The organism is Granulicella pectinivorans, from assembly GCF_900114625.1.
GTDB classification, from domain to species: Bacteria; Acidobacteriota; Terriglobia; order Terriglobales; family Acidobacteriaceae; genus Edaphobacter; species Edaphobacter pectinivorans.
The window spans coordinates 317,783-339,528 of sequence record NZ_FOZL01000002.1 but is presented as its reverse complement, the minus strand read 5'-3'; the positions used below and the strand labels follow the sequence as shown (position 1 = coordinate 339,528).

The following is a 21,746-nucleotide window of genomic DNA, read 5'->3' as shown; positions in this document are numbered from 1 at the left end:
GGGGTGCCCTTAGCCAATGTAAGCGGTCGCATCGGTCGTATCGGTTCCTCGTCCCACACCCACTAACCGTAGCGCGAGTGTCAATACGGTCGCCACCGCCAGGTTCAGCAGAAGCGCGGGCACCGCCGCATACATGGCATAGACGCCGCCAAACGCATGCACCGGGTACACCGAGCCCTTCATGCCCATCGCCCACACCATGCCGGTGCCGGTGCCCATGCCGACCACCCAACCCACCAGCAGGGCCCAGGGGTTGAACCAGCGGGTAAACAGGCCGATGACCACGCTGGGGAACATCTGCCCAATCCAGATTCCGCCCAGCAACTGCATCTCGATCGCATAGGTTGCGGGCAGCTTGAGCACAAACACCAGAGCGCCGAACTTGACCAGCAGCGACACTATCTTCGCCATCTCGCTCTCGCCTTTGGGCGACAGAGGCGTCGTGGCGAATGCGCCGTACAGGTTGCGTGTAAACAGGTTCGAAGCGGCAATGGACATGATGGCCGCGGGGACCAGCGCGCCGACCGCGATCGCCGCCAGGCAGAACCCGCCGAACCACTCCGGAAACGCGGAGAGAAACAGCAGAGGCACGGACTCATTGGGATTCTTCGCGACTACGCCCGACGCCAGTGCGACATAGCCCAGCAGCGCGATCAACCCCAGGAGGAAGCTGTACGCAGGAAGCATCGCCGCATTGCGCCGCACGACCTTCGCGCTGCCCGCGCTCAGGACCGCCGTGGCCGTATGCGGATAGAGCATCAGCGCAATCGCCGAGCCGATGGCCAGCGTCGAATAGGCCAGAAACTGCCCGGGCGCGAGCATCGTCGAAGCGCCGTGCTTCGCGAGGGAGGTCTGCGCCAGCTCAAACACACGCGCATACCCACCCAGCTTCACCGGCAGAATCACCAGCGCGGTGATCACCATGAGGTACAGCATCACGTCCTTGACGATGGCGATGACCGCCGGCGCTCGCAGGCCGCTCGAGTATGTGTAGGCCGCCAGGACTACGAAGGCCGCGCCGAGAGGCCACTCACCCTTGATGCCCAGCGCCTCGATCACCACACGGATCCCGACCAGTTGCAGGGCGATGTAGGGCATCAGGGCAAGGACACCGGTTAGCGCAATCGCGACCGTCAGCCACCTGTTCCCAAAGCGCCCACCGACAAAATCGGCGAATGTGACATACCCGTGCCGGTGGCAGACATTCCAGAGGCGCGGCAGCACGATCATCATGTACGGATATGCGATGACTGCGTAGGGCAGAGCGAAGAAACCCATCGCCCCGGCTCCATAGAGAGCCGCCGGAACCGCGATGACGGTATAGGCGGTATAGAGATCGCCCCCGATGAGAAACCACGTAATCCAGGTGCCGAAGCTGCGTCCGGCAAGCCCCCACTCTTCGAGCGATGCCATGCCTGCCTCTGGCCGTCTCCACCTGGCCGCCCAGAAGCCTGCCAGCGTAACCAGTGCAAAGATACCGCAGAACACCACCAAAGCCGTCGTGTGCAGAACAACCCCCAGAGTTATATCGATGTAATGAAAATATAACCGAGAGAAGCTTGTCCTGGCCGTTGGCTCGTACGGCCTTGCCGCGCGATGTCAGGCCATGGCACGCTCAGAGAGGGCCATGATCGTTGGAAGCGTCACGACGTGACAGAGGCTCGTGGAGGGCGTATGTGGCCTTCTTTAGCGCAGCCCTGCTCCACCCTCGGTCCACTCGTAGACGACCACGCCAAGGTCGTTCAGCACTGCCATTGCGGACTCCATATTGCGCCGGACCTCCGGTCTGGCCTTGACCGGAATGTTTCCGGCCTCTTCCACGGCTACAACGCGGCCATAGGGCCACGAGCTCTGCGGAATCGCGTTCAGTGCCGCGGGGAGATCGCTTACCCTGACATTCAGATCCTGCCGGCGTGCGCCCACCGGACGCAGCAGCGTGCCCTCGCCGATACCGCTGGTGTTCGCATCCGCCAGCAGCACATGCAGCGTGACCATGTTGCCCTGTACGGTCACGTAGGGATTCTCCCAGCTTGCCAGGGTGTGGATCGCCATATAGCGCGTCTTCGACGGGGGAGGGATCAACTCCATCTGTTGCCGTGCAGCTTCGGTTGCCACAACCTCGTGCGCGGAGACCGTGCCGCTTGCCGAGGGTGCCGTCGCCGAATGGCAGCCGGCGAGACCGGCAAGACTCATCAAAAGGGCCGCGGATGCGGCGCGCTGCAGAGAGGGGAGGGGAAGAGGAAAGGTACGCACCGTACCAGCATAGCAAGCTGTCCACTGCTTCTTCAGGAAAAATCGCGTATCCGCACCACACCGAAAACATCGGCATCCCATGCGATGCCGTCACAGCCCACGCCAGCTTCGAAAGCGGTAACTAAACTGGCATATTACCGGCGTAATGTAGAAAATTCAATCACTTACCGGATTTTTTCGACCGCACATCTGGCATAGAATTCTCTCGTACCGCAAAGTTCAAAAAAATACGCAGTCTACCCCCAAACGACAAGGTGGATACCTTGAATCTCGCGAGTCGCTCAGCACGACCCATTTTCAGAAAAGTGGAACGAAGGAAAGCCAGGAGAGGTCCTCTTCAGAATCTCTACACCCGGTGGAAGCTGTTCCTGCACCCCGATTACTTCGTTCAGTGCCCGTGCCCGGACTGTGGCGGCATGGTCAGCATTCGCGAATGCATGGTGCAGGGGGAGACTTTCTGGTTCTGTTCCGAGGCCAGCCGCCAGAAGTTCGAGTGCGCAGGTTAGGCGCTCCGATTACCTCCCGGACCAGACCGGCTTCCGTTTGTCTAAGAAGGCGCTGGTGCCTTCCTTCCTATCCTCCGACCCGCAGAGCCTCCCGAAAATCTCCGCTTCCACCACGGTGCCATCCTCGATGCCGAGCGAAGCGCCGCGACGCACGGCCTCCAGTGCTGCTTTAACCGCCAGCGGGGCCGCGGCGGCGATCGTGCCGGCCAACTCCTGCCCGCGCGCCAACAGTCCCTCGGGTGGGACCACCTCATCGACCAGGCCGAGCCGCAGAGCCTCCGCGGCGCCGGCCATCTCGCCGGTCAGCATCATCTTCAAGGCGGTGGCCGTGCCCACAAGGCGCGGGAGTCGCTGCGTGCCACCGTACCCGGGGATCAGCCCCAGCTTGACCTCGGGGAGGCCCAGTCTCGCGGTTTCGCTGGCGATTCTCATGGTGCAGGCCATGGCCAGCTCGCAGCCTCCGCCGAGGGCGAAGCCGTTGATGAGGGCGATGACGGGTTTGCCGCATGTTTCGATCTGGCGGAAGACGCCCTGTCCGCGGCGGGAGAGAAGCTCGCCCAGGGAGGCGTCGGCTACGGCGAGTTCCTTGATGTCGGCACCTGCGGCGAAGGCCTTATCTCCATGGCCAGTCACGAGTACGACGCGCACCGCCGCGTCGGCGGCGAGCCCGGTGAAGGCTTGTTCGAGTTCGTCGAAGACCTGCGCATTCAGGGCGTTCAGCACCTGGGGACGATTGAGCGTGAGGGTGGCGATGCCGTTTTCGGACGTCAGGAGCAGGGTTTCGAATGCCATGATTCCTCCACCCAACACTGTACGCCCTGGTTCGAAACGTTCGCTTCTCCGTGGGCCAATGTATGGAAAGCGTGGACGGCGCGTGGTGCTGCGGAACGATACAATCAACCTATGATCAAAGGAATTACGCTCGTCCGCGCCGTGCCCTCTTCCGACGTGTTCGACCAGCTCTCCAGTCTTCTCAGCGCCCTTGGCTTCGAACCCGGAAAGGGCTGGGACGACAGCACCGGCCGCGGCTCAGCGTTTCTCGCTCCCATGGGCAATCTTGAACTCGTCACCGGCCGTGCGCCTGCCGTCCCCGAGACCCTGATCGAAGTGACGCAGCTCGACCATGTCCACGCCGCTGTGCAGAGGTGGATGGCCGCGCACCTTCGTTCGGAGGATGCCGCGGCTCGCCTTTCGCCGGTTGCCGAGACGCATTGGAATTCGCGGCTGTTCACCGTGCAGCTCAGCGCGGATGCCAAGGACACCATCGGCTTCTGGCAGTCGGAGAACCCGCTGCATGGACAGCATCCGGCGGTGGAGGGCGATCTTTCGGCGGTTGGGATGAAGTTTGCCATCGTCACCACGCGCTGGAACACCGTCATCACCGACCGTCTGCTGCAGGGCTCGATCGATTGCCTGACGCGCAGCGGGGCGAAGATGGCCGACATCCAGATTGTGCGGGTGCCCGGAGCCTGGGAGGTTCCGAACGCGGCGCGCACGCTGGCGGAGTCGAAGAAGTTCGACGCGATCGTCACGCTCGGTTGCCTGCTGCGTGGAGAGACGGCGCACTATGAGGCGATCTACAACGAGGTCGCGCGCGGCATCGGGCAGTCGCAGCAGGATACGGGTGTACCGCACGCGTTTGGCGTGCTGACCTGCGAGACGCTGGAGCAGGCTTTGGATCGCGCCGGGTTGAAGGCAGGGAACAAGGGATTCGAAGCGGCCAGCGCCGCGATTGAAATGGTATCGATACAGAGAAAGTTGAAGGTGGCCGAATAATGGGAACCCGCCGCAAGTCGCGCGAACTCACCATGCAGATGCTCTTCCAGGGCGACCTGGGCAAACAGACTCCGGAGCAGGTGAATAAGCTTTTCTGGACCTCGCGGGACGATGTGGACGAGGAGACTCGTTCGTTCGCCGAGGATCTCTATCGCATCGCCACGGTCCGGGAGGACGAGATCGACGACCTGATCCAGGCGCATGCGCAGAACTGGCGCATCGAGCGTATGCCTGTCGTCGACCGGAACCTCCTGCGTGCCGCCACGGCGGAGATGCTGGGATTCCCCAATACGCCTGGGCCGATCATCATCAACGAGACGCTGGAAGTCGCTCGGCGCTATGCGGCGCCGGAGTCGATCCACTTCCTGAATGGCGTGCTGGATGCCATTGGCAAGGCGGTTTTGAAGGCTCGTCTGGCGTAGGGCAAGACAAGGAAAGCTGGAGACGAAGGATCAAAGGCGGATAAGGACAGGGAAACCTGGCTTATCCGCCTTTTCTTGTTTGCCTCTGTACTGATTGCTGTTGTTGCTTGATCTTTGTTTGCAAGCCGCACGCAAAAAGCCCTCTCTTGCGAGAGGGCTTTTTATGTGTGTCTGGGTTCTGGTTAGGAAGTGGTCTTCCGGGGCCTCTGGACCATCAGGTTCGGAGCCACGGGAGTGGTGCCGTTTAGGATGGGCAGGTTCGGCGCGATCGTCTTGGTGTCGGTCATCGTCGTGCGGTTGATGATGTGGACCAGATTGTCGCCCGAGGTGCCCACGTAGAAGGTGGTGTTATCCGAGCTGAAGACACCGGCTACCGGTGCGATCGCCGTACCCGAGAGCTTCACCGAACCGACCGTCCCGGGGCCCGGGGCTGCCGGAATGTAGCTGGGCAGGACGCCGCCCGTTCCGGTGTAGGTGATAAACGCCACGCTCGAGTCCGTCGATGGAACCACACCTGTGATGGCCGTCGCGGTGACGCCGGTCAGGAAGGCCTGGTTGGTCGCGGTCGTGGTGAAGTTGAGACCGGTGGAAGGGCAGGAGCCGAAGGGGATGCCGACGACGAAGTCGGTCAACTGGGGCGTTCCCGTCGTCGCGGTGACGCCGAGGATGTGGTTGCCGTCGTTGGTGGCGGCGATGCGATCGGTGATGGGGCCCACGACGCCGGCGTCCGGATAGAAGATGTTGGTGGTCGACGTGGTGCCGTTGGCCGTGGTGATGGGGCAGTAGCCGCGAGCCGTGGTGGTCGCTCCGGCAAAGTAAGCGCCGACTGAGGGAGTCGTAGTCGCGACGTCCAGCACAGGGGTGGTTGGCGCGATGGCGTGCCAGCCGGACTGCGTGGAGTAGACGAGAAGCTGAGAGCCCGCGGTGATGTAAACAGTCTGGCTGTCAGGCGTCCAGGCGGCATGCGTGCTCGATGCGCCGTAGGTGGTGATAACGGCGCCTGCGCTCGTTTCAAGCGTGGTCACCTTGCGGACGGGGTCCGTGATGACGACCGTGTTGCCGTCGGGGGAGACGGCGAGCACCAGACCCGGCGAGGAGGTGTCTTCGCGGGTGACGGCGTTGGAGACGGCGTTGTAGACCATCAGCTCGGTGGTGCTGCCGAGGTAGATCGTCGAGCCGTCAACCGAGATGACCATGGAGGTGGGCACGTAAGGCAGGCGCACCGGGGTGCCGAGCGTCGTCGTCGTGAAGTCCACCGGAACGATGTACTGCGACTGGGTGCTGGCGATATAGAGGATGGTGCCGATGGTTCCGGGCGAGGTGACCTGCACCTTGTTCGAGCTGACCGGAAGTCCGTTGCCGAAGAGGCCGATCTGGTTGAACGGCGACGGGTTGCAGGTTCCGGGCATGCAGTAGGCCGTAATGGAGGCCGCGCCGGGGTAGGTGGGGGTGATGCTCGATCCGCCCGGGATGGTTGCCGGCGTGGTCGAGACGTACTCGAGGTTCAGACCGGTCAGGGTGGTGTTGTTGGTGTCCTTGGCGACGATCGTCAGGGGCTGCGTGTTGTTCTGGCCGATGGAGGTTGCACCGGGATTGGTCAGGGCGATGGAGACCGGCGGGCAGGTGGAGAAGAAGCCGGCCGAGCTGGGCGTCGAGGAGACGCTTGCCGAGATGATGGTCGAGCCGGGAGCGACCGCGGTGGCCACACCGTTCTGATCGATGGTCACGATAGTCGTGTCCTGCGGCGTGTAGGTCAGGTGACCGACCGAGCAACTGATGTTATCCGCGGGCAGGTTGGTGCCGTTCTGGTAGACACGGGCTGAGAGCTGGCCTGTGACGCCCTGCGAGAGGCAGCTATTGCCGGTGTAGGGATTCGCCGAGGTCGACGCATTCTGCGCGACGGCGCAGCAGTTGGTCGAGGGGTCGGGATCGGTTGCGCAACTGGCCGTTGGCGTGGGCGATCCGAGCACGATGCTGGTGACGATGGGGTGGACGAACACCGGCAGGGGATTGCTGGTGGTGCTGTCGGCCGCGGCGGTCACGTAGGCGATACCCGTCTTGTTGGTCGGGTTGCAGGTCGTGTAGTCGGCGATGCCGCCGCCCACGTTGCGGTTCCAGGTGCCGGCGCAGAGCTGACCGGTCGCCGGGTTGACGTCGGCGATGGTCATGTCCGTGGTGCCGTAGGTGTACTTGGTCGGCGAGGTGGAGTTCCCCTTGCAGTCCGTCGCGGCCGGCGTGGAGATCTGGCCCTTCTGTGCGTACGCCAGGGAGATTCCATAGACCTTGGGCTGGAGCGTGATATTCGTCGTCTGTCCAACGACCACGCCCGAGTCGCCGCCACCGCAGAAGGTGACGACCGCTGCCTTATGACAACCCGAGATGGAGAGTCCAAAAGGAACCGTAAACAACAACAAAACGACTAAAGTAACAAACCGACGCATTGATCCTCCCCGTCCAGCCGCTTTGCAAGCCAGACGGTCTCACCGCACATGCTGAATATCGCAAGCCCCAGTGTAGAAGGCTGGTAGTTGAGAAGCAAATCAACCGATGGGGATTAGACGGGCGAGGTTGCTGTTGGCAACCCGGGAAAAGGCAAGAATGTGTCCTGGCGGATGGGCCCGCTCCGCGCGGGACGGGCACTTCGTGAGGTGTGGCTGCTTCGCTGGGCCCTCCCATGAGCGCGGAACGCAGCTCCGGGAGGGCCCAGCGACGTGTTATTGGGCGGGCATTTCGGTTTGGAACCAGGTCATTTCGCGCTCGGTGCGATCGCGAATATTGTCCGGGTTGCGGAAGCCGTGGCCCTCGTTGGGGTAGACGACCAGTTGCGTCTTCGTTCCCTGCGCGCGCAGGGCATGCCAGAACTCGAACGACTGCGGGGCGGGGCATTCGCCGTCACGATCGCCTACGATCACCAGCGTGGGGGTGGTGACGTTCTTGATGTAGGTGATCGCCGAGCTTTTGGCGTAGACGGCTGGGTCGTCGTAGACGCTGGCGCCGAAGAACGGCGTCATCCACTGGTCGATGGAGTTTTCGCCGTAGTAGCTGAGCCAGTCGGAGATGCCGGCTCCGGCGACGGCGGCGCGGAAGCGGTGGGTCTGGGTGACGGCGAACATGGTCATGAAGCCGCCGTAGCTCCAGCCGGTGAGGCCTTCGCGTTTGGGATCAACTGAGACCTTCTTCTCGACGGCGTCCATGCCGGTGAGGATGTCGCGGAGATCGCCGTAGCCGAAGTCTTTCTTGTTGGCGGCGGCGAAGGCTTCGCCCTGGCCGAAGCTGCCACGCGGGTTGGGCTGGAAGACGAAGTATCCGGCCAGCGAGTAGGTGGACATGGTGCCCCAGCGAGGACCGATCGAGGAGGACGGTCCGCCGTGGACGCTGACGATCAATGGGTACTTTTTGGCGGGATCGTAGTTGACGGGGTAGGTGAGCCAGCCCTGGACGTGGAATCCTTCGTTGGTCCACTCGACCGACTCGGTCTTTCCGGCGGGCGGCTTGGCTCCGTCGTTCAGGTGGGTGATCTGCTTCATGGCATCGGCGGGGCCGGCCCATACCTCGGCGGGGAGGGTGAAGCCGCTCTTGACGAAGGCGAAGATGCCATTGCGCGAGATGGAGACGGCGTCCTTGATGGCGCCGCCGGAGAGGGAGACCTGACCGAGATCGAGGGCGGAACCGGGGACCTCGGCGCGCTTGGTGACGTCGTAGTCGGGCAGCCGGATGGATCCGCGGCGATCCTCGACGAAGCCGATCTTGTTGTCGTCGACCCACGCCTCGTAGCAGGGTGTGCCGTCGATGTTGGGGGTGATGTCGACGGGTGCGCCGCCCTTGGCGGAGACGACCCAGATGTCTCCGCCGGTGGAGCCCTGGTCGGACATGAGGCCGCCGATGAAGGCGATGCGCTTGCCGTCGGGGGAGAAGCGGGGTACGGCCATCTGCAGACCGTGGAGGTCGCCGGTGACCTTGGCGGTATCGACGATGGTTTTGGGAGCAGCGCCCAAGGCCTGGGTGTAGAGGTCCGCGACCCACCAGTTGTTCTCGCCCGGCGGCGCGGCGGCGATGTAGGCGAGTTCCTTGCTGTTGGGCGACCAGTCGAACTCGAAGACGTGCAGGGTGGCGGGGGTGACCTGCTTCAGCGTGCCGGTGGCGAGGTCGACGGTGGCCACTCGCTGGATCTCGATGCCATCTTCGCCGATGACGCCGGACCAGGGCTTCATCGCGGCGAGCGCTCCAGCGGAGCGGGTGGCGTTTTCGACGAAGAGGAAGGCGACCTGTTTGCCATCGGGGGAGAAGGCGACCTGCTGGAAGAGGCCGTTGAGGTGGGTGAGTTGTTTGGACGTGCCGGTGGTTTTAGACCAGAGGAAGATCTGCGTCTGGCCGGGCTTTTCCGTGGCGGAGGTGCAGCTTGAGGTGTAGGCGAGCCACGCTCCGTCGGGCGACCAGACGGGCGCACCGTTCGCGCAGGAGGTTTCGCTGCCCGGGGTGATGATCTTGTCTTTCGCGGGGTCGGGGTTGGCGAGTTCCAGGAGATGCAGCCCGCCGCCGGAGCGTCCGCCGACCGTGTAGGCCAGCCACTTGCCGTCGGGAGAGACGGCGACCTGTCCGGGCATGCTTACGCGACCGATGGAGGCCTTCATGGCGGCCAACACGACAGGGTCGTGGGTCTTCATCGGCTCGACGGGCGCGGGGTTGCCGCTCTGCGCGATCGCGGACGCAGCCATGGCCGCGAACAGGAGGGGAAGGGTGCTGCGTTTTCTCATGGAGAAAGCGTAGCACCGTTTCCGCGTGGTATATCAGGCGCGTTTAGCGCCGCCAGCCGCCAGGCCGGCCGATGCCTCCGCCGCCACGCCAGCCTCCCCACCCGCCACGATAGCCCCAGCCTCCTCCGTAGAAGAAGCCTCCGGCGTAATAGGGGTATCCGTAGAAGCCGTAGCCGTAAGGGGCATAGAGGCCATATCCGTAGTAGGGATAGCCGTATCCGCCCCAGTATCCGCTGGAATAACCGGGGTAGTAGCCGGAGTCGCCGGCGTAGTTCGCGGTCAGGAGGCCGGAGCGGCGGTCGCCCCACAGGTAGAGCGCGTCTTCGGACTTGTCTTTGTCGAAGCTGCGCGGCTTGAATGGCGCGGCGGACAGGGCAAGCTCGTGACCACCCTTGATCTCGATGGCTTTGATGTCCGAGGTGAGGTCGGCGCCGGGATAGGACTCGGCCTTGCCCTCGAAGACCCGGACCGTGGAGGCAGCGTCGTTGAAGCTGTACAGGCCGCGTTCAAGCAGGTGCGTCTGGCCGTTCTTCATGTCGATCAGGATGTTGTTCCCTTCGGGGAGTCCGACGGCTTCGACATCAGCGCGGCCCTGCTCGAGACGGACTTCGGTGTGGGTGGCGTCGGCGGCGACCATTTGGACGGTGCTGTCGTCTCCGACTCGGAGGAAGACGCCGGGAGCGAGCACGATCTCGACCTTACCGTTGCCGGTGGCGACGTACTGTCCGGGTTGCAGGGAGGCGGAGCCGGCGACGTGGGAGAGCGGATGACCTTCGAGCGAGGCCTGTCCTTCGACATACGAGACGACGGCGGGACCGGTGGGGAGGGGACTCTGACTGAGGGCGGAGCCGCACAGGGCCGCCAGGGAGAGGAGAATAGCATTCAGCCTTGGCATAACAAAACCTCTGCACTGTTAGATGGGCGCTGGAGCAAAACGTTTCATGTGCGGGGTGGACGGTACACTGTCCCCACATCTTCCAAAGGTCGCGCCCCATGAGCCGTTTGATGGACTCTCCGTTTCTCGTGTTTCTTCTCGCCTTTGCCTTGTTGTTCGCCGCGACATGGGTCGGGATCCTCTTCCGCCGTCGCCGGGATGAGGTGCATCCGGAGGAGCGGGAGGACCTGGGGGTAGTGCTGGGGGCTACCTTGACGCTGCTGGGCCTCATTATCGGGTTCAGCTTTTCGATGGCGATCTCGCGGTATGACCAGAGGAAGACGCTCGAAGAGGGCGAGGCCAATGCGATCGGCACGGAGTACCTGCGGGCGGATCTGCTGCCTGCGGCGGATGCCGCGCGGCTGAAGGGATTGCTGGTCCGTTATACCGACTTGAGGATTGAGTACTACGTCACGCCCCGTTTCACGGAGCGGCGGCGGGAGATCGATCGGGAGACGGACCGGTTGCAGGCGTTGCTCTGGGATGGGGTGAAGGCACCGGGGCCGGATCAATCGACCGCGGTGACCACGCTGGTGGTTGGCGGCATGAACGACGTGTTGAACGCCCAGGGGTACATGCAGGCGGCGATGTGGAACCGGATTCCGGCGGCGGCGTGGTTTTTGCTTTTTGCGGTGGGAATTGGGGCGAACGGGATGCAGGGGTACAACGTACGGAGGCCACGGTTCTGGCTGGGGACGCTGCTTCCTCTGCTGGCGGCGGTTTCGTTCTTCCTGATCGCCGACATTGACAGCCCGCGTGGCGGGATTATCAAGGTCACGCCGGAGAATCTGGTGGCGTTGTCGGGCAGTTTGAAGCGGTAGGGCATGTGGAGCAGAGGGTCAATTGACTGTCCTGATTCCTTGACGCAAATCGCAGAACTCGGTACTATGAGAAGGTTCCGCGAGTATCCGGAGCTTCCCGTTGTGTGGCTGCGGCGGGGTGGATCGGCGAAGTTCTTCCCGGTTCAAAATCACTGGATACAAGAGATTCAACGTAGAGAAACCTTCTGCGACCCATCGCAATCGTGCCTGCGAATACCCTTTCTGAGAGGGCTATGCGGGCCGGGACAGCGAAACTGAGCCACTGCCAGGCAGGTCTGCGAAGACGGCCAGCACGTAAGGTCACAGTCGACTGTTATCACCTCAGACGTGAAGCAGGGAACACAACGCACGGTTAGCTGTACGGCCGCGCGCAGGATTCAGAACTTCGCCCGGAGTGCGTTCGCGTGCTCCGCCCTTTGCGTGTGTGGTGTACGTGCAGAGGGGTGCCATTGAGCGAAGGTGCTGCCCTGCGCCGAGCCCGAATAAAAGAATTCGGGTAATACCGATAAGGAGTAACACCGAAGTGCCTACATTCCATCAGCTCGTGAAGCAGGGCCGCACGCCGACCCGTTACAAGACCGCATCGCCCGCTCTGCAGGGTTCGCCCCAGCGCCGTGGCGTTTGCACCCGCGTTTACACTCAGACCCCCAAGAAGCCGAACTCGGCTCTCCGCAAGGTGGCTCGTGTACGCCTCACCAACGGCATTGAAGTTACCACCTACATCCCAGGCATCGGCCATAACCTGCAGGAGCACTCGATTGTGCTCATCCGCGGTGGCCGTGTGAAGGATCTGCCGGGTGTGCGTTACCACGTTGTTCGCGGAACCCTGGATTCGGTTGGCGTTGCCAAGCGCATGCAGAGCCGCTCCAAGTACGGCGCGAAGCGTCCGAAGGCCGGCGCGGCAACCCCGGGCAAGAAGTAGTCAAGTTTTGGGACCGGGGGCGACCCCGGTCCTGTTCGTTCATTTTGCTTCAATGCAACTAGGTCCAGCTCTTGAGAAGTCCAGCGCTGGAGGAAGACGAGAAAGAGAACAGCATGCCCCGTAAAGGTTATATCGCCAAGCGTGAAGTTTCCCCCGACCCGGTTTACAACTCGACCCTGGTCACCAAGTTCGTGAACTCGATGATGTGGGGCGGCAAGAAGTCGACAGCCCAGGGCATCTTCTACACCGCCATGACCAACCTCGAGCAGAAGGGTGGCGATGAAGCCCTCAAGCTGTTCAAGAAGGCGATCGAGAACTGCAAGCCGCTTCTGGAAGTGAAGAGCCGCCGCGTCGGCGGTGCGAACTACCAGGTGCCGATCGAAGTGCTGCCGGAGCGCCGCACGTCGCTGGCGATCCGCTGGCTGGTGACCTATGGTCGCGCCCGTGGCGAAAAGGGCATGGTCGACAAGTTGACCGCAGAGCTGCTCGATGCCGCCAACGGCCGTGGTGCCGCAATGAAGAAGAAGGAAGATGTCCACCGTATGGCCGAAGCCAACAAGGCGTTCGCTCACTACCGCTGGTAATGACGGAGCCCCTTAAGCAAGGGCTTCTCTTCCTGAGGGTTTAGATTCAACCGCATCACAACCGCTGGCCAGGCGCCAGCAGACAAGAGACTTGACCGTGGCACGCACTATCACTCTCGACAAATGCCGCAACATTGGCATCATGGCTCACATCGACGCCGGCAAGACGACGACGACCGAGCGCATCCTCTTCTATACGGGCGTCAACCACCGTATCGGCGAGGTGCACGAGGGCACCGCGACCATGGACTGGATGGAGCAGGAGCAGGAGCGTGGTATCACCATCACCTCCGCTGCGACCACCTGTCAGTGGAACGGCATCCGCATCAACATCATCGATACTCCGGGTCACGTGGACTTCACCGCTGAGGTGGAGCGTTCGCTCCGCGTGCTTGACGGGGCGGTCGCCTGCTTCGACGCGGTTGCCGGTGTGCAGCCCCAGTCGGAGACGGTCTGGCGCCAGGCCGACAAGTACAAGGTTCCCCGTATCTGCTTCATCAACAAGATGGACAAGGCCGGTGCGGATGCCGTCTATGCGACCTCGACGATCGTCGACCGCCTGGGCGCGCGTGCGATTCCGATCAACATCCAGATTGGTGCCGAGGCCAAGTTCCTCGGAGTCGTCGATCTCGTCACGATGAAGGCCATCTACTGGCACGATGAGACCATGGGCGCCGAGTACTCGGTGGAAGAGATTCCCGCCGACCTGCTCGACAAGGCCAAGGAAGCCCGTCAGGTGCTGATCGAGGCTGTTGCCGACTCCGACGACGAGATCATGAACCTGTACCTGGAGGGCGAGGAGCCCACCGAGGCTCAGCTCAAGGCCGGTATCCGCAAGGCCACCATCGCGATGAACATCTTCCCGGTGCTGTGCGGTTCGTCGTTCAAGAACAAGGGCGTGCAGACGCTGCTCGACGCGGTTGTGGCGTACCTGCCCAGCCCGCTCGACATCCCTCCCATGGTCGGACACGATCCTGAGAACATGGAAGTGGAGATCATCCGCAAGCCCGAAGACTCCGAGCCGCTTTCGGCTCTGGGCTTCAAGATCATGACTGACCCGTTCGTCGGCCAGCTGATCTTCATCCGCGTCTACTCGGGTACGTTGAAGACCGGGGACTCGGTGCTGAATCCGCGTACCCGCAAGACGGAGCGTATCGGCCGTTTGCTGAAGATGCACGCCAACAAGCGTGAAGAGATCACGGAGATCCTCGCGGGCGATATCTGCGCCGCGGTTGGATTGAAGAACCTCATCACGGGCGACACGATCTGCTCGGACAAGAATCCCGTCGTGCTTGAGTCCATCGACTTTCCGAAGCCCGTTATCGAGGTTGCGGTGGAGCCGAAGACCAAGGCCGATCAGGAGAAGATGGGTATGGCCCTCGCGAAGCTCGCGCAGGAAGATCCCACCTTCAACGTCCGCACAGACATCGATTCGGGCCAGACGATCATTGCGGGTATGGGCGAACTGCACCTTGAGATCATCGTCGACCGCATGATGCGCGAGTACAAGGTCGAGGCCAACGTCGGCAAGCCGCAGGTGAACTACCGCGAGACGATCCGCTCGAACGCCGAGGCGGAAGGCAAGTACATTCGTCAGACCGGTGGTTCGGGTAACTACGGCCACGCCAAGATTCGCATCTCCCCCAATGAGCCGGGGAAGGGATACGAGTTCACCAACGATACCAAGGGCGGAACGGTTCCGAAGGAATACATTAAGCCGATCGACCAGGGTATTCAGGAAGCCATGCAGGGCGGAATCCTTGCCGGTTACGAGATGGTGGACATCAAGGTGTCGCTGTATGACGGAAGCTACCACGACGTCGACTCGAACGAAATGGCATTCAAGATCGCCGGTTCGATGGCGTTCAAGGAAGCCGCACGCAAGGCCAAGCCTGTGCTGCTCGAGCCGGTGATGTCGGTCGAAGTGACCGTGCCCGAAGACTATATGGGTACGATCATCGGCGATCTGAACAGCCGCCGCGGCCGTATCGAAGGCATGGAGATGGTTGGCAACACGCAGGCCATCCGTGCGACGGTGCCGCTGTCCACGATGTTCGGTTACGCCACGCACATGCGCGGCGCGACGCAGGGACGTGCGAACTACTCGATGCAGTTCAAGCAGTACGAAGAGGCTCCGCGTTCGGTTTCGGAAGAGATCATCGCCAAGGTTCAGGGTAAGGAACCGAAGTAAAGAACGATAGCCAAAGATCTGGCCTTCGTCTTCACCAGGGCCTCAACGAAATTGAAGGAACAGAAGCTTTTTGTTAGAAGGAGTTTTTTATGGGTAAGGAAAAGTTTGACCGGTCGAAACCGCACGTCAACATTGGCACCGTTGGTCACATCGATCACGGCAAAACGACGCTGACGGCAGCGATCACGAAGGTTCTTTCGAAGCACAACCCGAACAACACCTTCCGTTCGTTCGACACGATCGACAACGCTCCGGAAGAGCGTGAGCGCGGTATCACGATCGCGACCTCGCACGTGGAGTACGAGACGCCGAACCGTCACTATGCGCACGTCGACTGCCCGGGCCACGCCGATTACATCAAGAACATGATCACCGGTGCGGCACAGATGGACGGCGCGATCCTGGTGGTTGCCGCGACCGACGGTCCGATGCCTCAGACGAAGGAGCACGTTCTGCTCGCTCGCCAGGTTGGCGTTCCGTACATCGTGGTGTTCCTGAACAAGTGCGACGCCGTCGAAGACGAAGAGCTGATTGAGCTGGTCGAGATGGAAGTCCGCGAGCTTCTGGACAAGTATGAGTATCCTGGCGACGACACCCCGATCATCCGTGGTTCGGCTCTGGGCGCGCTGAACGGCGAGCCCCAGTGGGAAGCGAAGATCGACGAGCTGATGGCTGCGGTCGACAAGTACATCCCGCAGCCGGAGCGCGCGGTGGACCTGGCGTTCCTGATGCCGATCGAAGACATCTTCTCGATCTCGGGTCGTGGAACCGTGGTGACGGGCCGTATCGAGCGCGGCAAGATCAAGGTGGGCGAGGCCTGCCAGATCGTTGGATTCCGCGACACGCAGAACACGGTTTGCACCGGCGTCGAGATGTTCAAGAAGCAGCTTGACGAGGGTCTTGCCGGTGATAACGCGGGTCTGTTGCTCCGCGGTATCGCGAAGGAAGACGTGGAGCGCGGCATGGTTCTGGCCAAGCCGAACTCGATCACGCCGCACACCGAGTTCAAGGGTGAGATCTATGTGCTGTCGAAGGAAGAGGGTGGACGTCACACTCCGTTCTTCAACGGCTACCGTCCTCAGTTCTACTTCCGTACCACCGACGTGACGGGTTCGGCGAAGCTGCCGGCCGGTATCGAGATGGTGATGCCGGGCGATAACGTGCAGCTCGAGATTACGCTGCACACGCCGGTTGCGATGGAGAAGGGTCTGCGCTTTGCGATCCGCGAAGGCGGACGCACGGTCGGAGCCGGTACGATCTCCGAGATCATCAAGTAAGTGCAGGGATAAGCGAACAGGGATCAAACTCTGGTCGAGTGCATGAGCGGCCCGGATGTTTCCGGGCCGCTTCGGGGCAGAAAAAAATGATGTTTTTTGCACTTTTTTGGGCAACCAAGCCCAAGAATTACTGTAAAGTTAAAAGGTTGTGCTTTTTCTAGATAACCGAGGGCTGCCGGATGGTGTAGATGTTCATCGCCGACAGGTCACTCCAACTGATCTTTGTACGAAGAAAAGAGAATTACCATGGCTGGACAGAGAATTCGTATCCGTTTGAAGGCGTACGACTACCGCGTACTCGACACGAGCACCGGTGAGATCGTCGAGACGGCCAAGCGCACCGGAGCCCAGGTTGCCGGCCCGATTCCCCTTCCCACGATGAAGAACAAGTATTGCGTTCTGCGTTCGCCCCACGTCGACAAGAAGTCGCGCGAGGCCTTCGAGATCCGCACGCACAAGCGCCTGATCGACATCCTGGAGCCCACGCAGCAGACGGTGGATGCCCTGATGAAGCTCGATCTGCCCGCCGGTGTCGACGTCGAGATCAAAACGGTTCAGAAGTAAGCAACCAGCTACTAGCCGCTTGTTCCCCGCAGGGAGCCAGCGGCCAAGGCTCATAACCCGGCAGTGCTCTCCAGGAGCATGATGAGGAAAGGAAACAGCAATGTCCGTAGCAGGAATCCTCGGTAAGAAAATTGGCATGACCCAGATCTTCGACGAGCGCGGCGATGTTCATCCCGTGACCGTTCTGAAGGCTGGCCCGTGCGTCATCACGCAGCTCAAGACCATCGCGAAGGATGGCTACGATGCCGCCCAGATCGGCTATGTCGATTTCGTGAAGGCATCGAAGGTTAACAAGGCGATGACCGGTCACTTCGCAAAGTCGAACGTGCCGCCCGTCAAGATGATCAAGGAAGTCGCCGTCGATTCGACCGGAGAGGCTAAGGCCGGCGATCGCATCCTCGTTGATATCTTCAACGATGAGCGCTTCGTCGATGTCATCGGCACCTCGAAGGGCCGCGGCTTTGCCGGCGTCATTCGCCGCCACGGCTTCGGCGGCGGACCCAAGTCGCACGGTCACATGTTCCAGGTGCAGGGCTCGATCGGCGCTTCGTCGTTCCCCTCGCGCGTCTTCCCTGGTCAGCGTATGCCTGGTCACATGGGCGCCGCGCAGATCACGGTTCGCAACCTCCGCATCCGCGGCATCGACCTCGAGGACAACCTGATCCTCGTCGAAGGCGCGGTACCGGGACCGCGTGATGGTTTCGTGCTGATTTCGAAGGCGAAGGCTCCGCCGCGTGAGCGTCGTGGATTCGCCGGTGCCGCCACGAAGGATGCTCTCAAGGCTTCCAAAAAGGCTGCTCCGTCCAAGAAGAAGTAAAGAAAAAGCTTTTCAACAAAGCGCCTTGAGGCTTACCCCTCAAGGCGCTCAAACAACGTCAAGGCCCCGGCATCGATCGTGGGCAAGAAGAGAGAAGATTCATGGCAAACATCAATGTAGTCAATCTCAGCGGGGAGAAGGTCGCGGATTTCGAACTCCACGACATCTTCAGCGGAGAAGTGAACGACGGCCTGCTCTGGGAGGCGGTCAAGCACTACCGTGCTGCCCTCCGTCAGGGTACTGCCGCAACCAAGACCCGCAACCGCGTCTCCGGTGCCGGCAAGAAGCTTTGGAAGCAGAAGGGCACGGGCCGCGCCCGCGTCGGGTCCATCCGCACGCCGCTCTGGCGTGGTGGTGGTACGGTTCACGGACCTCAGCCCCGCAGCTATGACTACCAGTTTCCCAAGAAGAAGCTCTTCGGCGCCCTGCGTTCCGCGATCGCCGCGAAGATCTCCGAGGGCAAGCTGACCATCGTCGACACGCTGGTCGCCTCTGAGGGCAAGACCAAGCTCTACTCGACAGCGCTGACCAAGCTGAAGACCGGCAAAACCACCCTGCTGGTTGAATCCAGCCAGAAGCTCGACGAGAAGCTGTACCTCGGTTCGCGCAACCTGGCCGGTGTGGAGCTGGTGCTGAGCTCGGAAGTGCACCCCTACGATCTGCTCCGCTATGAGAGCGCCGTGTTCTCCAAGGATGCCTTCGAGGCGATCCAGGACACGCTCGCCAAGAACACTTCGAAGCGCAAGCTCGAGAAGGAGGTTGCATAAATGCCAACCCTCTATACCGTCATTCGTCGTCCCCTCATCACCGAGAAGGGCATGACCGTCAAGGAAGTCCAGAACACGCTTGTCTTCGAAGTTGCCCTTAAGGCTACCAAGACCGAAGTCAAGCAGGCCGTCGAGACCCTGTTCAAGGTCAAGGTTCACGGTGTGCGCACCGCGACCGTCGAAGGCAAGGAGCGTCGCCGTGGCAAGTTTGCCGGCTACCGCCCCGACTGGAAGAAAGCCTATGTTCGCCTGAAGGAAGGCGAAAAGATGCCCGAGTACCTCAACAGCCTGTAAGGGGTTGAGGCTGCCGGCCTCACTGACCGATTTCGTTTCACGTACCGCGTTGAGCTCGAGACCATTATTCGAGCCCCAAGGCAAGGATCAAGACAATGCCGATTAAATCATTCCGACCCACTACGCCGACCCAGCGCTTCGCTACGAAGCTGGTGAACGACGACATCACGACCGACAAGCCGCATAAGCCGCTTCTCGGCGTCAAGCCCCGCACCGGCGGACGTAACTCCACCGGCGCCATGACCATGCGCCACCACGGCGGCGGTCACAAGCAGAAGCTTCGCTTGATCGACTTCAAGCGTGACAAGTACGGTATCCCCGCGACTGTCGCGACCATCGAGTACGATCCGAACCGCAGCTCGCGCATCGCGCTGGTGCACTATGCGGACGGTGAGAAGCGCTACATCATCCAGCCGATCGGCCTCAAGGTCGGACAGAAGATCATGAGCGGTCCCGAAGCCGATATTCTCGTCGGCAACGCACTTCCCCTCAAGTTCATCCCGACCGGTACGATCGTACACAACATCGAGCTTCGTCCCGGCAAGGGCGCGCAGATGGCCCGCTCGGCCGGTGCGCAGGTCAACCTCATCGCGAAGGAAGGCGACTACGCCCTCCTGAAGCTGCCCTCCGGCGAGACCCGCAAGGTGCTTGTGGACTGCATGGCGACGATCGGCCAGGTCGGCAATACCGACCATGAGAACGTCACCATCGGTAAGGCAGGACGCAACCGCTGGAAGGGCATCCGTCCTTCGAACCGTGGTGTGTCGATGAACCCCGTCGATCACCCGCACGGTGGTGGTGAAGGTAAGACCTCGGGCGGTCGTCACCCGGTTACCCCCTGGGGCCAGCCGACGCGTGGATACAAGACCCGCAACAACAAGCGGACCGATGTGTTCATCGTCAAGCGTCGCACCAGCGGTAAGTAAGTTGGCATTTGCCCGGTGGGCCTTCGGGCTCATCGGGCGGATGTGTTTCATAGTTACGCCGAGCTAGCCCAAGTCTCTGCATGTTGAGAGATTCGTCGTATCGAGCACAAGCACCATAACCAGCACTCGGAGCAAAAGATATGTCACGTTCTGCAAAGAAGGGCCCGTTCATCGACGGTCATCTCATGAAGAAGATCGACACGATGAATGCGACGAACGACAAGAAGGTGCTGCGCACCTGGTCGCGTCGTTCGACCATCCACCCCGACTTCGTCGGTCACACCATCGCCGTCCACAACGGACGCAAGTTCATCCCGGTGTATGTCACCGAGAACATGGTGGGCCACAAGCTCGGCGAGTTCTCCGCTACCCGCACCTTCAAGGGCCACTCGGGTAAGGCGACTGAGTCCTCCGCGAAGCCCAAGTAAGTATCCGCGGAACGACGCGTAACGAGAGAATCGCCGGCCTTTCATCACGAAGGCTCGGCCAGGAAAGTTCGAAGGATAAAGATCATGGCAAAAGCAGTAGCAGCACAGCCCAGAGAGTTTCGCGCGGAAGCCAAGTTCCAGCGCACCAGTCCGCAGAAGGCGCGTCTTGTCCTTGATCTGATCAAGGGCCTGCGCGTCGAGGCAGCGATCAACGCTATTCACTTCTCCACCAAGCGCATGGCGCCGGTGATTGAGAAGGTTCTTCGTTCGGCCATCCAGAACGCCAGCTACGTCTCCGACGAGCAGGGTCTCGATGTCGACGTCGACAACCTGTACGTTCGCACCGCAATCGCGAACGAAGGCCCGCGCATGAAGCGTATCCGCCCTGCCCCGATGGGCCGCGCGTTCCGCTACCAGCGCCGTCTTTGTCACATCATCATCACGGTGGCTGAGAAGGGTGCTGTTGCCGAGCCCAAGGTAGTGACCCCCGAGCCGGTGAAGGCCGTCAAGGGATCTCCTGCCAAGAAGACCGCCAAGAAGGTCGCCGCCAAGAAGTCGGCAGCGAAGAAGGCGGCTCCGAAGAAGAAGGCAGCGGCAGCAAAGGCTTAGTATTTTCGCTCGCGGGCAACTTTTTTACCCAGTAACTCCGCGGGTTCAGGTAAACTTAGAAATTGTGCATGGGTGTCGGACCGGCTCAACCGGATCGCGGCAACGATAAAGGGAAGTTATGGGACAGAAGGTCCATCCGTATGGGTTTCGCCTCGGCATCAACAAGCCGTGGAAGTCACGTTGGTTCGTCGAGCGCGGCTATGACAAGCTGCTGGTCGAGGACGTCAAGCTGAAGGCTGAGCTTCGCGAGAAGCTGAAGGCCGCCGGTGTCTCGTCGGTCGAAGTCGAGCGTCCGGGCAACAAGCTGCGTCTGATCATCCGCACCGCGCGTCCGGGCATCATCATCGGCCGCAAGGGCGCCGAGATCGACAAGCTCAAGGCCGATATTCAGAAGCGCACCTCGCGCGAGGTCTTCATCGACATCCTCGAGGTCAACAAGCCCGAGCTCGATGCGCAGCTCGTGGCCGAGAACATCGCGCTGCAGCTCGAGAAGCGCGTCAGCTTCCGCCGCGCGATGCGCAAGTCGGTGGATTCGGCGCTGCGTTTCGGTTGCAAGGGGATCAAGGTCCGCGTATCGGGCCGTCTGAACGGGAATGAGATCGCTCGCTCCGAGTGGTATCTCCAGGGTCGTCTGCCGCTGCACACGCTGCGTGCGGACATCGACTACGGTTTTGCCGAGGCACACACCACCTACGGCATCATCGGCGTCAAGACCTGGGTCTACCGCGGCGATATCTACGAGCAGAAGAAGCGGCGCGAGCCGGTTACGACCACCGGCGCGTTCTAAGAAAAGTCTCTCCCGCTCCGATTCAAGATCATCAGAATCCGCGGACTTCAGAGGATGAAGTCCGCGGGTCGAAATAGAGAAGTATGCCAGGACTTCAGTCCAGCAAAAAGAGGG

21 protein-coding genes are annotated in these 21,746 nt (G+C 61.5%); 15 read left to right on the top strand and 6 right to left on the bottom strand.

Going from position 1 to position 21,746, the window contains the following annotated elements; translation table 11 throughout:
- Positions 1-9: 9 nt before the first annotated feature.
- The 3 genes from mctP to BM400_RS19320 all read right to left on the bottom strand — a co-directional run bounded on the left by mctP (position 10) and on the right by BM400_RS19320 (position 3,551).
- Positions 10-1,488, bottom strand: a complete 1,479-nt coding sequence (mctP, locus tag BM400_RS19330) for a monocarboxylate uptake permease MctP (protein WP_425432408.1) — start codon at positions 1,486-1,488, stop codon at positions 10-12.
- Between the two features lie 198 nt (positions 1,489-1,686).
- Complete coding sequence (locus BM400_RS19325; RefSeq protein WP_245782038.1) at positions 1,687-2,253, bottom strand: hypothetical protein; 567 nt, start codon at positions 2,251-2,253, stop codon at positions 1,687-1,689.
- Between the two features lie 515 nt (positions 2,254-2,768).
- Positions 2,769-3,551 (bottom strand): enoyl-CoA hydratase/isomerase family protein, encoded by a 783-nt coding sequence (locus BM400_RS19320; RefSeq protein ID WP_089842891.1) that lies wholly within the window; start codon positions 3,549-3,551, stop codon positions 2,769-2,771.
- Between the two features lie 111 nt (positions 3,552-3,662).
- Here BM400_RS19320 and ribH point away from each other — a divergent pair, with 111 nt between their 5' ends.
- Together ribH and nusB are read left to right on the top strand one after the other, a co-directional pair.
- On the top strand, positions 3,663-4,535 hold the full coding sequence (ribH, locus tag BM400_RS22665; protein WP_089842889.1) for a 6,7-dimethyl-8-ribityllumazine synthase: 873 nt from the start codon (positions 3,663-3,665) through the stop codon (positions 4,533-4,535).
- Complete coding sequence (gene nusB, locus BM400_RS19310) at positions 4,535-4,957, top strand: transcription antitermination factor NusB (RefSeq protein ID WP_089842887.1); 423 nt, start codon at positions 4,535-4,537, stop codon at positions 4,955-4,957. The genes ribH and nusB overlap by 1 nt, the downstream gene beginning before the upstream one ends.
- Positions 4,958-5,139: 182 nt before the next feature.
- On the opposite strand, the gene BM400_RS19305 is transcribed toward nusB, so the two are convergent.
- The 3 genes from BM400_RS19305 to BM400_RS19295 form a co-directional block, all read right to left on the bottom strand.
- Positions 5,140-7,398: a YncE family protein gene (locus BM400_RS19305; RefSeq protein ID WP_141224015.1), complete on the bottom strand. Its 2,259-nt coding sequence runs from the start codon at positions 7,396-7,398 to the stop codon at positions 5,140-5,142.
- Between the two features lie 273 nt (positions 7,399-7,671).
- Positions 7,672-9,711 (bottom strand): S9 family peptidase, encoded by a 2,040-nt coding sequence (locus BM400_RS19300; RefSeq protein WP_089842881.1) that lies wholly within the window; start codon positions 9,709-9,711, stop codon positions 7,672-7,674.
- Positions 9,712-9,754: 43 nt separating this feature from the next.
- Complete coding sequence (locus BM400_RS19295; RefSeq protein ID WP_089842878.1) at positions 9,755-10,606, bottom strand: FecR domain-containing protein; 852 nt, start codon at positions 10,604-10,606, stop codon at positions 9,755-9,757.
- Between the two features lie 98 nt (positions 10,607-10,704).
- Here BM400_RS19295 and BM400_RS19290 point away from each other — a divergent pair, with 98 nt between their 5' ends.
- The 13 genes from BM400_RS19290 to rpsC all read left to right on the top strand — a co-directional run bounded on the left by BM400_RS19290 (position 10,705) and on the right by rpsC (position 21,632).
- Entirely contained in the window at positions 10,705-11,466 is a 762-nt protein-coding gene (locus BM400_RS19290) for a bestrophin-like domain (RefSeq protein ID WP_089842876.1), read from the top strand.
- 523 nt (positions 11,467-11,989) lie between these two features.
- Positions 11,990-12,388 (top strand): 30S ribosomal protein S12, encoded by a 399-nt coding sequence (gene rpsL, locus BM400_RS19285; protein WP_089842873.1) that lies wholly within the window; start codon positions 11,990-11,992, stop codon positions 12,386-12,388.
- A gap of 113 nt (positions 12,389-12,501) precedes the next feature.
- Positions 12,502-12,972 (top strand): 30S ribosomal protein S7, encoded by a 471-nt coding sequence (gene rpsG, locus BM400_RS19280; protein ID WP_089842869.1) that lies wholly within the window; start codon positions 12,502-12,504, stop codon positions 12,970-12,972.
- 97 nt (positions 12,973-13,069) lie between these two features.
- Positions 13,070-15,163, top strand: coding sequence for an elongation factor G (fusA, locus tag BM400_RS19275; protein WP_089843930.1), 2,094 nt, complete (start codon positions 13,070-13,072; stop codon positions 15,161-15,163).
- Between the two features lie 89 nt (positions 15,164-15,252).
- Positions 15,253-16,440, top strand: a complete 1,188-nt coding sequence (gene tuf / locus BM400_RS19270) for an elongation factor Tu (RefSeq protein WP_089842866.1) — start codon at positions 15,253-15,255, stop codon at positions 16,438-16,440.
- 246 nt (positions 16,441-16,686) lie between these two features.
- Positions 16,687-17,004 (top strand): 30S ribosomal protein S10, encoded by a 318-nt coding sequence (rpsJ, locus tag BM400_RS19265; RefSeq protein WP_013581294.1) that lies wholly within the window; start codon positions 16,687-16,689, stop codon positions 17,002-17,004.
- Positions 17,005-17,104: 100 nt separating this feature from the next.
- Entirely contained in the window at positions 17,105-17,821 is a 717-nt protein-coding gene (rplC, locus tag BM400_RS19260; RefSeq protein WP_089842863.1) for a 50S ribosomal protein L3, read from the top strand.
- Positions 17,822-17,922: 101 nt separating this feature from the next.
- Positions 17,923-18,588 (top strand): 50S ribosomal protein L4, encoded by a 666-nt coding sequence (gene rplD, locus BM400_RS19255; protein WP_089842861.1) that lies wholly within the window; start codon positions 17,923-17,925, stop codon positions 18,586-18,588.
- The gene (locus tag BM400_RS19250; RefSeq protein WP_089842857.1) at positions 18,589-18,882 is read left to right on the top strand and encodes a 50S ribosomal protein L23; all 294 of its coding nucleotides are present in this window, start codon (positions 18,589-18,591) and stop codon (positions 18,880-18,882) included. It begins immediately after the preceding gene.
- 95 nt (positions 18,883-18,977) lie between these two features.
- Positions 18,978-19,808: a 50S ribosomal protein L2 gene (gene rplB, locus BM400_RS19245; protein ID WP_089842853.1), complete on the top strand. Its 831-nt coding sequence runs from the start codon at positions 18,978-18,980 to the stop codon at positions 19,806-19,808.
- Positions 19,809-19,948: 140 nt separating this feature from the next.
- A complete protein-coding gene (gene rpsS / locus BM400_RS19240) occupies positions 19,949-20,236 on the top strand; it encodes a 30S ribosomal protein S19 (protein ID WP_089842850.1) in 288 nt (95 codons plus the stop codon).
- 84 nt (positions 20,237-20,320) lie between these two features.
- Complete coding sequence (gene rplV / locus BM400_RS19235) at positions 20,321-20,845, top strand: 50S ribosomal protein L22 (RefSeq protein ID WP_089842846.1); 525 nt, start codon at positions 20,321-20,323, stop codon at positions 20,843-20,845.
- Between the two features lie 118 nt (positions 20,846-20,963).
- Positions 20,964-21,632, top strand: a complete 669-nt coding sequence (rpsC, locus tag BM400_RS19230; RefSeq protein ID WP_089842842.1) for a 30S ribosomal protein S3 — start codon at positions 20,964-20,966, stop codon at positions 21,630-21,632.
- The last annotated feature ends 114 nt before the right edge of the window (positions 21,633-21,746 follow it).

What these genes read in the sequence shown, in the direction of transcription:
- BM400_RS19320 (WP_089842891.1), bottom strand. Translation starts at nt 3,551, where the DNA reads ATGGCATTCGAAACCCTGCTCCTGACGTCCGAAAACGGCATCGCCACC.
- ribH (WP_089842889.1), top strand. Translation starts at nt 3,663, where the DNA reads ATGATCAAAGGAATTACGCTCGTCCGCGCCGTGCCCTCTTCCGACGTG.
- nusB (WP_089842887.1), top strand. Translation starts at nt 4,535, where the DNA reads ATGGGAACCCGCCGCAAGTCGCGCGAACTCACCATGCAGATGCTCTTC.
- BM400_RS19305 (WP_141224015.1), bottom strand. Translation starts at nt 7,398, where the DNA reads ATGCGTCGGTTTGTTACTTTAGTCGTTTTGTTGTTGTTTACGGTTCCT.
- BM400_RS19300 (WP_089842881.1), bottom strand. Translation starts at nt 9,711, where the DNA reads ATGAGAAAACGCAGCACCCTTCCCCTCCTGTTCGCGGCCATGGCTGCG.
- BM400_RS19295 (WP_089842878.1), bottom strand. Translation starts at nt 10,606, where the DNA reads ATGCCAAGGCTGAATGCTATTCTCCTCTCCCTGGCGGCCCTGTGCGGC.
- BM400_RS19290 (WP_089842876.1), top strand. Translation starts at nt 10,705, where the DNA reads ATGAGCCGTTTGATGGACTCTCCGTTTCTCGTGTTTCTTCTCGCCTTT.
- rpsG (WP_089842869.1), top strand. Translation starts at nt 12,502, where the DNA reads ATGCCCCGTAAAGGTTATATCGCCAAGCGTGAAGTTTCCCCCGACCCG.
- tuf (WP_089842866.1), top strand. Translation starts at nt 15,253, where the DNA reads ATGGGTAAGGAAAAGTTTGACCGGTCGAAACCGCACGTCAACATTGGC.
- rpsJ (WP_013581294.1), top strand. Translation starts at nt 16,687, where the DNA reads ATGGCTGGACAGAGAATTCGTATCCGTTTGAAGGCGTACGACTACCGC.
- rplC (WP_089842863.1), top strand. Translation starts at nt 17,105, where the DNA reads ATGTCCGTAGCAGGAATCCTCGGTAAGAAAATTGGCATGACCCAGATC.
- rplD (WP_089842861.1), top strand. Translation starts at nt 17,923, where the DNA reads ATGGCAAACATCAATGTAGTCAATCTCAGCGGGGAGAAGGTCGCGGAT.
- BM400_RS19250 (WP_089842857.1), top strand. Translation starts at nt 18,589, where the DNA reads ATGCCAACCCTCTATACCGTCATTCGTCGTCCCCTCATCACCGAGAAG.
- rplB (WP_089842853.1), top strand. Translation starts at nt 18,978, where the DNA reads ATGCCGATTAAATCATTCCGACCCACTACGCCGACCCAGCGCTTCGCT.
- rpsS (WP_089842850.1), top strand. Translation starts at nt 19,949, where the DNA reads ATGTCACGTTCTGCAAAGAAGGGCCCGTTCATCGACGGTCATCTCATG.
- rplV (WP_089842846.1), top strand. Translation starts at nt 20,321, where the DNA reads ATGGCAAAAGCAGTAGCAGCACAGCCCAGAGAGTTTCGCGCGGAAGCC.
- rpsC (WP_089842842.1), top strand. Translation starts at nt 20,964, where the DNA reads ATGGGACAGAAGGTCCATCCGTATGGGTTTCGCCTCGGCATCAACAAG.